The 13,593-nt window shown below is 46.8% G+C and carries 7 protein-coding genes and 2 rRNA genes; 6 read left to right on the forward strand and 3 right to left on the reverse strand.

All coding sequences use genetic code 11. The annotated features are described in order from the left end of the window. Positions 1-1,221, forward strand: a complete 1,221-nt coding sequence (locus AC4E8D_RS04525) for an MFS transporter (RefSeq protein ID WP_490205886.1) — start codon at positions 1-3, stop codon at positions 1,219-1,221. A 100-nt stretch (positions 1,222-1,321) separates the two neighbouring features. On the opposite strand, the gene AC4E8D_RS04530 is transcribed toward AC4E8D_RS04525, so the two are convergent. The 3 genes from AC4E8D_RS04530 to licT form a co-directional block, all read right to left on the reverse strand. Then, complete coding sequence (locus tag AC4E8D_RS04530) at positions 1,322-2,731, reverse strand: glycoside hydrolase family 1 protein (protein ID WP_490205887.1); 1,410 nt, start codon at positions 2,729-2,731, stop codon at positions 1,322-1,324. 42 nt (positions 2,732-2,773) lie between these two features. After that, positions 2,774-4,672 (reverse strand): beta-glucoside-specific PTS transporter subunit IIABC, encoded by a 1,899-nt coding sequence (locus AC4E8D_RS04535; RefSeq protein ID WP_490205888.1) that lies wholly within the window; start codon positions 4,670-4,672, stop codon positions 2,774-2,776. A gap of 184 nt (positions 4,673-4,856) precedes the next feature. After that, a complete protein-coding gene (gene licT / locus AC4E8D_RS04540) occupies positions 4,857-5,717 on the reverse strand; it encodes a BglG family transcription antiterminator LicT (RefSeq protein WP_490205889.1) in 861 nt (286 codons plus the stop codon). Positions 5,718-6,029: 312 nt separating this feature from the next. Here licT and AC4E8D_RS04545 point away from each other — a divergent pair, with 312 nt between their 5' ends. The 5 genes from AC4E8D_RS04545 (at position 6,030) to AC4E8D_RS04565 (ending at position 13,539) form a co-directional block, all read left to right on the forward strand. Continuing rightward, entirely contained in the window at positions 6,030-6,197 is a 168-nt protein-coding gene (locus AC4E8D_RS04545) for a DUF3934 family protein (RefSeq protein WP_074093608.1), read from the forward strand. A 165-nt stretch (positions 6,198-6,362) separates the two neighbouring features. Beyond that, positions 6,363-6,794 (forward strand): MarR family winged helix-turn-helix transcriptional regulator, encoded by a 432-nt coding sequence (locus tag AC4E8D_RS04550; RefSeq protein WP_221818795.1) that lies wholly within the window; start codon positions 6,363-6,365, stop codon positions 6,792-6,794. An 80-nt stretch (positions 6,795-6,874) separates the two neighbouring features. Continuing rightward, the gene (locus tag AC4E8D_RS04555) at positions 6,875-8,050 is read left to right on the forward strand and encodes a YhgE/Pip domain-containing protein (RefSeq protein WP_490205890.1); all 1,176 of its coding nucleotides are present in this window, start codon (positions 6,875-6,877) and stop codon (positions 8,048-8,050) included. A 702-nt stretch (positions 8,051-8,752) separates the two neighbouring features. Further along, positions 8,753-10,305, forward strand: a 16S ribosomal RNA gene (locus AC4E8D_RS04560). 306 nt (positions 10,306-10,611) lie between these two features. Next, positions 10,612-13,539, forward strand: a 23S ribosomal RNA gene (locus AC4E8D_RS04565). The 16S and 23S rRNA genes sit together here, the layout of an rRNA operon. Positions 13,540-13,593 lie beyond the last annotated feature (54 nt).

The following is a 13,593-nucleotide window of genomic DNA, read 5'->3' on the forward strand; positions in this document are numbered from 1 at the left end:
ATGGCATTATTAACACGGAACAGGGGCGCACTGCTGCTGTTAATGTTTAATATTTTTCTCGTTTTTACGGGTATTGGTCTGGTTGTACCGATCATGCCTGCGTATATGGATCTACTGCATATCACCGGATTCACGGTTGGATTGCTGGTAGCGGCATTTTCCTTCACCCAGTTTCTGTTCTCCCCGCTTGCGGGTCGTTGGTCGGATACATGGGGACGTAAGAAAATTATAGTCGGCGGCATGCTGATCTTTGCTGTATCGGAGTTTATGTTTGGTGCGGTCAATGCACCAGTCTTGCTCTTCGCAGCCCGCATGTTAGGCGGTATTGGTGCGGCGATGATCTTCCCGGCGGTTATGGCTTATACCGCAGATATTACAACAGAGGAAGAACGCGGTAAAGGTATGGGCTTGATTAATGCAGCCATTACAACTGGATTTATCATCGGTCCGGGAATTGGTGGATACATTGCGGACTTTGGCATTCGAATTCCGTTCTACGCCGCAGGGGTTGCCGGTTTATTGGCAGCGATCATTACAATGATTATCTTGCCTGAATCGGCACGAAGCACAGGAGAGCAAAGTAAACCTGTCGCTGGCGCAGTGAAAGTCAAAGCTCCGGGTATGGTAGCCCAATTGTTGAATTCGTACCGTGAGCCATACTTTTTCAGCTTGATCATTGTGTTTGTTATGGCATTTGGTCTGGCGAACTATGAGACGGTATTTTCACTATTTGTGGATCACAAGTTTGGCTTCACGACTAAAGACATCGCATTTATCATTACATTTGGTTCCATCGCGGGTGCGGTTGTGCAAGTATCCCTGATCGGTTGGTTGCTCAATCGATTTGGTGAAAAGATGGTCATTTCAGTCTGTCTGTTATTTGTAGCCGTATTTGTACTGTTGACCTTGTTTGTAAGTACGTACTGGATGATTCTCGTCGTAACGTTTATCGTCTTTCTGGGTATGGATATTTTACGTCCGGCGATCAGTACACAGATGTCCAAACTGGCACAAGAACAACAAGGCTTTGTGGCCGGACTGAACTCGGCGTATACCAGTTTGGGGAATATCGCAGGTCCGATCGTAGCTGGAGCACTGTTCGATGTGAATATTAACTATCCTTATGTTTCGGCAGCAGCCGTTCTGGCGATCTGTTTCCTGTTATCTCTACGGGTACTCAGAGGGGCCAAAGCGGTAAAGCAACCGAAGGCTGAAATGTAATTTTATAATTGGAAAAGACGTGCATTAACACAAAAAAACAGTCGATCACACCTAACGTGTAGTCGACTGTTTTTTATTATGATATTAAAGGATTATGGAATTAACGGATTTGCCCATTCGTTTCAATCAGTTTTTGATACCAGTGGAAACTCTGTTTGCGGATACGTCTCAGTTCCTTGATATCGAATTCCTCACGATCCACATAGATGAATCCATAACGTTTGCTTGACCCTTGATGTGTACTCACCAGATCGATCGCAGACCAAGGGCAGAAGCCAAACACATCCACGCCGTCCGTAATCGCCAGTTGAATCTGTTCGATATGTTTATTGAAGAATTCAATGCGATACGGATCGTTAACCACGTCACCTTCCTCCAGTTTATCAAAGGCACCCAGACCGTTTTCCGTAACAATCAATGGCAGATGATAACGGGAGTAGATCTGACGAAGGGTAGAGCGGAAGCCGACCGGATCAATTTCCCAACCAAACTCCGTTTTTTGCAGATTCGGATTCACAGATCCTCTATATGCGCCAGGTTCACCTACGATTTCGTGCTGATCTCCTGTATGGGAGAAGTCATTACCATCGTTCAGACTTTCACCAACCGTCTGGGAAGTGTAGTAATTAAACGCAATAAAGTCAGGGTTTCCTTGAGCAAGGATGTCCATATCTCCGTCTTCAATGATGGGCGTATATCCTTTCTCTTCGAGATAACTCCAGGCAATATGATTATAACGTCCATATACCGCCATATCGAGATAGAGCCAGTTACGAATGGCAGCATAGTTATCAGCCGCGAGTGTGTCTTCTGGTTTGGAGCTCGCCGGGTAAATTACACCGATATTGGGAGCTGGGCCAATCTTGGCTTCAGGTAGCATTTCATGACACAGTACCATAGCTTTAGCTTGAGCAACCAGCATGTGGTGATTTTGCTGATACAGTGTTTTTTGCGGATCAACAAGTGTTGTATCCAGTGTACCCAGAGAGCCAGGATGCAGGATTAGCATATTTTGTTCGTTGATGGTCAGCCAATATTTAACCCGATCTCCGTAGTTCTCATATAGGGTCTTGGCATATTGTTCAAAAGCATCAATCGTTGCTCGGTTGGACCAGCCGCCTTTTTCTTCAAGCGCATAAGGAAGATCGAAGTGATACATCGTCACAATGGGTTCAATACCGTATTTAATTAACTCATTAATGAGAGAATCGTAAAAGGCGAGTCCCTTCGGATTCACCTCACCCGCTCCTTGCGGATAGATGCGTGTCCATGCGATGGAGAAACGGTAGGCTTTGAAGCCCATTTCGGCGAGCAACGCCACATCTTCTTTGTACATATGATAATGATCACTGGTTACCTTGAAGTCGGTTACGCCTTCCACATGATTCCCCATGTCGATGACAGAAGGGCCTTTACCATCTTCATTCCAGGCTCCCTCAATCTGATAGGCAGAGGTTGAACCTCCCCAGAAAAAATCTTTAGGAAATGGTTTCAGTTGAGTATGTTTCATAGTTAGTTCCTCCTAAGTTGAATTCGTATAAGATAAGTTGGGTCAGACAACGAGAGTCAGCAGGACATCATTTTTCTGTACCTGTTCCTGAGTTGTTTCGAACACATCTACTTCTTGCAGCGTTAGGGTCACAATGACAGGGGTTACGGTTTCGTATCCGGCTTCCTTGATCTTATCGATGTCAAACTGGATCAACAGATCGCCCTGTCTGACGATATCACCTTCCTGAACAACTGGAGAGAAGTGTTTTCCCTTTAGGGCTACTGTATTGATGCCGATATGAATCAGGATTTCCGTTCCTGCGTTGGTTGTTAATCCAATGGCATGTCCAGTCGGGAAGAGGGAGGTGACAACACCGTCTACCGGAGCGACAACTTCACCAATCTCAGGAACAATCGCCAAACCTTTGCCCATAGCACCAGTTGAAAAGGCTGGGTCGTTAATGGTACTCAGTGCTACGGCTTTACCTGTAAGTGGGCTATAAATTTGTTCTTTCTTGATCTCCGTTGTTTTGGTCTCAGGTACGACAGGAAGCTCTACCGGCGTACTTTCAGCCGATGTGCTGGAGACAGATTTGTTTGTCTCGGAAACTGTATCTTTGGTTTTGCTTTCGTAACCAAACATCACGGTTAATACCGCTGCTACCGCAAAGGAGCAGGCAATCGCAATCACGTAGACAACCGTTGGTGTATAGACAGGAATGGCAAATATATTGTGGAACACATAAGCAGTCATTTTAACACCAAAGTGACCATTAATGGCACCGCCGATCGCACCAGCGATAACCACGATAGGAATCACACGTTTATAACGCAGGATCAAACCGTATACGATTGGTTCAGTTACTCCTGCAAGTAAACCTGTAAGGCTGGTCGAACCAGCAAGAGTGCGCAGGGTTTTGTTCTTTTTGGCTTTCAGGAAAATACCGAAAGCTACACCGATTTGTGCAAATACAGCTGCAGCAGCCATGGCTTCAATCGGATCGCCGCCAACCCCGATATTCTGTATCGTGATTGGAGTGAAGCCCCAGTGGAGTCCAAAGACAACCATGAAGGTCATGAATCCACCGAGTACAACCCCTGATAATATACCGCTGACACCAATGAGCCAAGTTACGCCGGAGGAGATCCAGTCACCTACCGTGGTGCCAAATGGTCCAAAGGCCATTGCGGACAGAGGAACCATAATCATCAAAGCAATCATTGGTACAAGGAACAATTGCAGGTCTTTCAAAATGATTTTCTTGAGTAACTTATCCAGAACAGCGTAGATACTAATCGATATGAAGATTGGGAATACGCTGGCTGAATAATTCATCATCACGACTGGTATACCCAGGAACGATACATCTGAGCCCTTATCCATCAGCCCGGTGAAGCTCGGTTCCATCAGAGCGGCACCAATTACGCCAGCTACATAAGGATTTGCTTTCAGCTTCATACCCAGTGTAATCCCAAGGAAGATGGGCAAAAAATAAAATACAGCGTTGCCGGCAGCGGATAAAATCAGGTATGTGTCACTTGTATCAGACATCCATCCAAGCATGGTCAGGACAGTCAGCAAAGCTTTTAGCATACCTGATCCTGCCATGGCCGGGATTAACGGCGAGAAACTTCCGGATATAATTTCAAAAACTTTGGATAATAGCGAGGTTTTTTCCCCTGTGGACTCAGTCGTTGAGGAGGAGTCTCCTCCGAAATCCCGGTTTTTCATAATCTCCGCATATACATGAGCCACGTTACTACCGATGACCACTTGGAACTGGCCGCCGCTTTCGACAACGGTAATAATACCCTCATGCTTTTCCAACGTTTCACGTTCGGCTTTTTTCGAATCTTTCAGGTCGAATCTCAGCCGGGTCGCACAGTGGACAAGACCATTGATATTGGCTTCTCCGCCGACGAGACGAACGATGTCATCCCCCATTTTTTTATGATCCATGTTCATTCTCCTTTGTTGTTAAGATTGCCTGAAAACAAAAAAATACCTAAACGAATGGCTATGATCATCGGAAAGATGACCTGTTGCCAATCATTTAGGTATCGCCTGCTTGAGCAGTAACAATCCTTGTCGTTAAGTTGTGAGACCTACTATATATGACGCCGAAATCGTTTGCAAGCTTTATTTATTCTGTGTCCACTAACTCGTTACGGGAAGTGACCCGTTGAATATGGATCGTCAAATACACCTTTTCATCAATGGACATCGCACTTTCAAACTTGCCTTCAAGGTACTGATTGATCCGTTGTGTGCACTCAAAAGCAGTGCTATATTTGTCCTTCACTTGCTCATACAGAAAGTTATCTCCTGAAGCAAATTGCTCCTGTTCATTACTCAACATTCGCTGCACAAAATATTGAAGATGGGTAATAAACCGGGAATAATTAAATGAATTTTCATCTAGGGCGATGTGGTAATGGTTGGTCACAATGTTGAAGATATCATCAATAACTTCCGTAATTTCAACGGTTTGTTTCATGCCTTGAGCATCTTGACGAGCGTTTACAAAATGCATGGCAATAAAGCTGGCCTCATGTTCATCCATTTGGATGCCGAATTGTTCCTGGATCAGCTCCACAGCGTTCATGCCAATCCCAAACTCCTTCTTGTAAAACTTCTTGATCTGCCACAAAAGGGAATTCTTTAGCCCAACGGATTTACGGTACCGGGTAATGGCAAACTGAATATGATCGATCAATGATATATAGATATTATCACTAAAAATATCGCCCATTTCCTGTTTGGCATGGCCCACAATTTCGTCCGCTAACTTCAAATATTCAACCGATGTTTCCCCAATCAGATCGATTAGTTTTTGCGGTATTTTATCCGATTTCAGCACAAAGGTTTTTTCGATTTTATCCTCATCCACAGGCTGTCCGTTTTTCTTTTTGAAGCCAAGACCGTTGCCAATGACAACAAATTCGTGACCAACCTGGTTCTCAGCCCGGATGACATTGTTGTTAAAAATCTGACGGATGATCATATATGTGTTTCACCTCAATTGGTCGTAATAATAACAAAAAACCCAAACTAAGGCTTAATAGACAGCCTTGGTTTGGGTATCGCCTGCTTACCAGTAACAATCCCGAAGAAGACGCAGCTTCCTCTTTCAATTATGTCCACTATACCGCTTTCATAACAGAATAACAATACAATGATTTCTGGAAATGGACGTAAAGACGTGGATTTTTGGTATAATAAGAAATGCTGGAAGTGAATTAGATGGGCTGGGTTGCATAATAAGTTACCGAGGACGGTCATTTTTAAGCATATACAGGATTATTGGAGTGATAACATGAGCAATGCAAAGGGAAAAGGCGGCACCGGCCGTGGTACAGGTAAAAAAGGCTGGAACCGTTGGCAAGCCGCTGCTAACCGGGCGAAAAGTGCACCGAAGCCTTATAAAAGTAAAGGTACAAAGAAGAAGGACGATACCGAAACTTCAAGTGGCAAGCCCGAGTAAGTATGGCTTGACGATGCCAGAGGAGAGAGCTGCCTGACTAACGGGTGGGTCTCTTTTTGCTTGAAAAGATAAAAAATTAAATTGACAGTAGTGTAAATATGGTAATAATATAGAGCTTACGCAAATTAGATGGTAGTGCTACTATATAGAGAAAGGAGCATCAGCATGCCTGTTAATATGGATGAAAATCCACTTGGACTGATTCTTTCACGGACGTATCTGGCATATAAAAAAACAACAACCAGAAATCTGAGTGAACAGGATATTACTCCGGAACAATTTGCAGTTCTGAATGAATTGAGCAAGGCGGGAAGCCATATATCACAGAAAAAACTGGCCGAATTAACAGTGCGGGACCAGACAACGGTAGGCAAAATTATAGACAAGTTGATTCGTAAAGGTCTGGTGACAAGAGAAGAAGATCCACAGGACCGCAGAGCGGTTTTGCTTTGTTTGACGGCGGAAGGAATGGAAATGAATAACATTTTGACACCAAAGGCAAAACAGCAAGAGCAAGTGGCACTCGCCGAATGTTCCCCTGAAGAGCTCGAAGTATTCATGAATGTGATGAATCGCATCTATGAAAAAATGAAATAAATTTTTTTGGCCAAATATGTGCATGTGCATATATATGTAGTGCAATTATTTTAATTTTAACTAACGGGAGTCGTGAACGAATGAAAAGCTTCAAAGATTTTCTTAAAGTGCCACAGACAAAAATAGGGTTGGTTTTTGCATTGGTTGTTCCGCTGTTATTTGTTGTGATCTGGATGACGGGTTATCATCAAGCCACGGAGAGAGTGGATCAACTTCAAGTTGCTCTGGTGAACGAAGATGGGACACAAGGAACTGAGGTGCAGAAGCAGATTGAAACGCTCGCGCCTTTCCATGTCAATGTACTGGGTTCTGCCGAGGAAGCTGAGCAACAGATGAATGCAGGTAACTATGCGATGGTTATTGTTATTCCGCAAGGATTCACTGACCAGATTGAAGGAGGTACAGAGGCGAGTTTGTCCTTCTATATTAATCAAGGAAATGCCGATGTAGCCAAATCCATTGTGGAACACGCGGCGACTGGAATGACTGCACAAATGGGACAAGGGATTCTGGAATCCAAGGTTCAAGTGACACTCAATAATGATAGTATAAACAGCGATGAACTGAGTGCAGCTATTGGACAAGCGATGGCAAAGATGAATGAAGGGCCTGTGAAGGCTGAAATTAATAAAACGAACAGCGTAAGTGATTTTGCAACATCGATGCTGCCCATGATTCTGGGTTTTATCACCTACATTGCTTCAATGACCATGAATATTCAGTTCAATATTACATCGAATATCATGAAGCGTAACCATTCCAAATGGGAAATCTTCTGGGGACGGCAAATGTTGTTATTATGTATAGCAGTGATCGTTCCTCTGATTGTGGACACAGTAGCTCTTCAGTTCACGGATGTTGCGAGCTCCTTCGGCGCTTTGTATCTGTATCATGTGCTGGTGAGTCTGGCTTGTATCTGTTTTACACAAATGAGTTTTGCCCTGTTTGGTAATGCAGGCCCTCTATTTAATGTAGCAATGGTTCCGCTCCAGTTGATGACAGCAGGAAATATCATTCCAGCCGAGATGCTGGCGCCATTCTACCGTTATATTGGAAACTTTCTACCCGCTTCCAATGGGGTACAGGGATTTATGCGTTTGATCTATAGTGGAGAAGCAGTGGGTGGATACATGGTTCATCTTCTGTTGATCTCGATTATAACGTGGGGAATTACGTTGCTGAGAGTTGGCATGCAAAAAGCAGGTAATGGACAAATGGCGATGACGCCTCCAGCATCAGCACAGGCACAACATTAAGAGTTTCCTTCTATATATAATGTTAATAACACACAAGAAAGTGGTTCACGTATAGTTATATGCGTGCATCACTTTTTTTGTTTATCTTCTATAATACTTCTACTTATACTCGTGGTAACTTACAGTGCTCCAGTAATCTTGCATGACCTTGAGAAAAGGAGAACGTAAATTGAGCATATTAATGAAGCTAAAATATATCAGAGGAGATGTAGGCTAATAATTTTAAAATCAATTAGACATGTATTGTGATGTTATGAATGGAAAGAATGTCATTTAAACTATAATAAACTTTACACTGAGATAGAGGAGAGCAACGCGGTGGAGGTAGTTGATTTGTAGTAAAATAAATTTTATTAAATAAAGTATTGTAATTAATATCTATACGTGATATATTATTAGTCCGGCCAAGAAAACACAGTTTACACGGTGCGGCAAGCGAATGAAATAAGCTTCGAAAGAAACTTAAAAAAAGAGCTTGCAAAGTTGGTTCGGATGTGATAAGATATAAAAGTTGCTGAGGAGAACAACGCTCGGTAACAAAATAAGTTTGATCTTTGAAAACTGAACAACGAGTGAGTAAACATTCTGCTTGCAGAATGAACGCGAAAGTTAGAGACAAGCCTTGGCTTGGATCGACTGGAGCACAAATGAGATTTTTAATCTCGTCAGATTCAAAATGAGCTTATCGCTCTTTTCAATACTTTATTGGAGAGTTTGATCCTGGCTCAGGACGAACGCTGGCGGCATGCCTAATACATGCAAGTCGAGCGGAGTATCAAGGAAGCTTGCTTCCTTGATACTTAGCGGCGGACGGGTGAGTAACACGTAGGCAACCTGCCCTCAAGTTTGGGACAACTACCGGAAACGGTAGCTAATACCGAATAGTTGTTTTCTTCGCCTGAAGGAAACTGGAAAGACGGAGCAATCTGTCACTTGGGGATGGGCCTGCGGCGCATTAGCTAGTTGGTGGGGTAACGGCTCACCAAGGCGACGATGCGTAGCCGACCTGAGAGGGTGATCGGCCACACTGGGACTGAGACACGGCCCAGACTCCTACGGGAGGCAGCAGTAGGGAATCTTCCGCAATGGGCGAAAGCCTGACGGAGCAATGCCGCGTGAGTGATGAAGGTTTTCGGATCGTAAAGCTCTGTTGCCAGGGAAGAACGCTTGGGAGAGTAACTGCTCTCAAGGTGACGGTACCTGAGAAGAAAGCCCCGGCTAACTACGTGCCAGCAGCCGCGGTAATACGTAGGGGGCAAGCGTTGTCCGGAATTATTGGGCGTAAAGCGCGCGCAGGCGGTCATTTAAGTCTGGTGTTTAATCCCGGGGCTCAACCCCGGATCGCACTGGAAACTGGGTGACTTGAGTGCAGAAGAGGAGAGTGGAATTCCACGTGTAGCGGTGAAATGCGTAGATATGTGGAGGAACACCAGTGGCGAAGGCGACTCTCTGGGCTGTAACTGACGCTGAGGCGCGAAAGCGTGGGGAGCAAACAGGATTAGATACCCTGGTAGTCCACGCCGTAAACGATGAGTGCTAGGTGTTAGGGGTTTCGATACCCTTGGTGCCGAAGTTAACACATTAAGCACTCCGCCTGGGGAGTACGGTCGCAAGACTGAAACTCAAAGGAATTGACGGGGACCCGCACAAGCAGTGGAGTATGTGGTTTAATTCGAAGCAACGCGAAGAACCTTACCAGGTCTTGACATCCCTCTGACCGGTACAGAGATGTACCTTTCCTTCGGGACAGAGGAGACAGGTGGTGCATGGTTGTCGTCAGCTCGTGTCGTGAGATGTTGGGTTAAGTCCCGCAACGAGCGCAACCCTTATATTTAGTTGCCAGCACTTCGGGTGGGCACTCTAGATAGACTGCCGGTGACAAACCGGAGGAAGGTGGGGATGACGTCAAATCATCATGCCCCTTATGACCTGGGCTACACACGTACTACAATGGCCGGTACAACGGGCTGCGAAATCGCGAGATGGAGCCAATCCCAACAAAGCCGGTCTCAGTTCGGATTGCAGGCTGCAACTCGCCTGCATGAAGTCGGAATTGCTAGTAATCGCGGATCAGCATGCCGCGGTGAATACGTTCCCGGGTCTTGTACACACCGCCCGTCACACCACGAGAGTTTATAACACCCGAAGTCGGTGGGGTAACCGCAAGGAGCCAGCCGCCGAAGGTGGGATAGATGATTGGGGTGAAGTCGTAACAAGGTAGCCGTATCGGAAGGTGCGGCTGGATCACCTCCTTTCTATGGAGAATCGTTTCCCGAGTGGAAACATTCAAAACTGCAGCTTAGCTGCAAAACACTCACTCGTTGCTCAGTTTTGAGAGCTCAAACTCTCAAAACAGCTTGCTTTTGCATGGAGCTTGTTCTTTGAAAACTAGATATCGAAACGAAACAAACGCGAATTAGAACATTCCTTTTTAGCTGAACTTGTGTTAAACAAGTTTAAATAAAAACGGTAGATTGCACGTACGATGGTATCGGGTGAGAGCGACTTTTGGCTTTGCGCAAGCAAAACAAGGGAAGCGAGCAGTCGAAACCGGAGCACGAGGTTAAGCTACTAAGAGCACACGGAGGATGCCTAGGCGCTAGGAGCCGATGAAGGACGTGGCGAACAACGAAACTGCCTCGGGGAGCTGTAAGCAAGCTTTGATCCGGGGGTGTCCGAATGGGGAAACCCAGCTGGGGTAATTTCCAGTTACTCATAACTGAATACATAGGTTATGTAGAGGCATACCAGGGGAACTGAAACATCTAAGTACCCTGAGGAAGAGAAAACAATAGTGATTCCGTCAGTAGCGGCGAGCGAACGCGGAGAAGCCCAAACCAGAGAGCTTGCTCTTTGGGGTTGTGGGACGTCTCACATGGAGTTACAAAGGAACCGGTTAAGCGAAGAGGTCTGGAAAGGCCCGCCAAAGAAGGTAAAAGCCCTGTAGTTGAAAGTTGGTTCCCTCCGAGACGGATCCCGAGTAGTGCGGGGCACGTGAAACCCCGTATGAATCCGGCAGGACCATCTGCCAAGGCTAAATACTTCCTAGCGACCGATAGTGAAGCAGTACCGTGAGGGAAAGGTGAAAAGCACCCCGGAAGGGGAGTGAAATAGAACCTGAAACCGTGTGCTTACAAAAAGTCAGAGCCCGTTTTAGGGGTGATGGCGTGCCTTTTGTAGAATGAACCGGCGAGTTACGTTCCCGTGCAAGGTTAAGGTGAAGAGCCGGAGCCGCAGCGAAAGCGAGTCTGAATAGGGCGACTTAGTACGTGGACGTAGACCCGAAACCGGGTGATCTACCCCTGTCCAGGGTGAAGGTGCGGTAACACGCACTGGAGGCCCGAACCCACGCATGTTGAAAAATGCGGGGATGAGGTGGGGGTAGCGGAGAAATTCCAATCGAACTCGGAGATAGCTGGTTCTCCCCGAAATAGCTTTAGGGCTAGCCTCGGAAAACAGAGTCGTGGAGGTAGAGCACTGATTGGGTGCGGGGCCCGCAAGGGTTACCAAGCTCAGTCAAACTCCGAATGCCATAGACTTACTTCCGGGAGTCAGACAGTGAGTGCTAAGATCCATTGTCAAAAGGGAAACAGCCCAGACCATCAGCTAAGGTCCCCAAGTGTGTGTTAAGTGGGAAAGGATGTGGAGTTGCACAGACAACCAGGATGTTGGCTTAGAAGCAGCCACCATTGAAAGAGTGCGTAATAGCTCACTGGTCGAGTGACTCTGCGCCGAAAATGTAACGGGGCTAAACACACCACCGAAGCTATGGCTTGATGCTTTGCATCAGGGGTAGGGGAGCGTTGTATAAGGGTTGAAGGTGTACCGTAAGGAGCGCTGGACATTATACAAGTGAGAATGCCGGTATGAGTAACGAAAAGATCAGTGAGAATCTGATCCGCCGAAAGCCTAAGGGTTCCTGAGGAAGGCTCGTCCGCTCAGGGTAAGTCGGGACCTAAGGCGAGGCCGAAAGGCGTAGTCGAAGGACAACAGGTCGAAATTCCTGTACCACCGTAAGCCGTTATGAGCAATGGGGGGACGCAGTAGGGTAGTGACGCGGACTGATGGATGTCCGTCTAAGCAGTGAGGCTGATGTGTAGGCAAATCCGCACATTGTAAGGCTGAGCTGTGATGGGGAGCGAAAATTATAGTAGCGAAGGTCATGATCTCACACTGCCAAGAAAAGCCTCTAGCCAGGTGATGGTGCCCGTACCGCAAACCGACACAGGTAGGCGAGAAGAGTATTCTAAGGCGCGCGGAAGAACTCTCGTTAAGGAACTCGGCAAAATGACCCCGTAACTTCGGGAGAAGGGGTGCCCCGGTAGTGTGAATAGCACGAGGGGGCCGCAGTGAAAAGGCCCAAGCGACTGTTTAGCAAAAACACAGGTCTGTGCGAAGCCGTAAGGCGAAGTATACGGGCTGACGCCTGCCCGGTGCTGGAAGGTTAAGGGGAGTGGTTAGGGAGTAATCCCGAAGCTGTGAACCGAAGCCCCAGTAAACGGCGGCCGTAACTATAACGGTCCTAAGGTAGCGAAATTCCTTGTCAGGTAAATTCTGACCCGCACGAATGGCGTAACGACTTGGGCGCTGTCTCAACGAGAGATCCGGTGAAATTTTAATACCTGTGAAGATGCAGGTTACCCGCGACAAGACGGAAAGACCCCATGGAGCTTTACTGCAGCTTGATATTGAATTTGGGTACGATCTGTACAGGATAGGTGGGAGCCTTTGAAGTGTGAGCGCCAGCTTGCATGGAGGCAACGTTGGGATACCACCCTGATCGTATCTAGGTTCTAACCTGGTACCGTAATCCGGTGCGGGGACAGTGTCAGGTGGGCAGTTTGACTGGGGCGGTCGCCTCCTAAAGAGTAACGGAGGCGCCCAAAGGTTCCCTCAGAATGGTTGGAAATCATTCGAAGAGTGCAAAGGCATAAGGGAGCTTGACTGCGAGACCTACAAGTCGAGCAGGGACGAAAGTCGGGCTTAGTGATCCGGTGGTACCGCATGGAAGGGCCATCGCTCAACGGATAAAAGCTACCCTGGGGATAACAGGCTTATCTCCCCCAAGAGTCCACATCGACGGGGAGGTTTGGCACCTCGATGTCGGCTCATCGCATCCTGGGGCTGAAGTAGGTCCCAAGGGTTGGGCTGTTCGCCCATTAAAGCGGTACGCGAGCTGGGTTCAGAACGTCGTGAGACAGTTCGGTCCCTATCTGTCGTGGGCGTAGGAAATTTGAGAGGAGCTGTCCTTAGTACGAGAGGACCGGGATGGACGTACCGCTGGTGTACCAGTTGTTCCGCCAGGAGCACCGCTGGGTAGCTATGTACGGACGGGATAAACGCTGAAAGCATCTAAGCGTGAAGCCCCCCTCAAGATGAGATTTCCCAGTATGTAAGACCCCTTGAAGACGACGAGGTAGATAGGCTGGGGGTGGAAGTGCAGCAATGCATGGAGCTGACCAGTACTAATCGGTCGAGGGCTTATCCAATAGCAAGTTGTCATTCGCATGTTTCGTTTCGAATCTAGTTTTCAGAGAACGATC

It is taken from the genome of Paenibacillus sp. SRL342 (assembly GCF_984798905.1).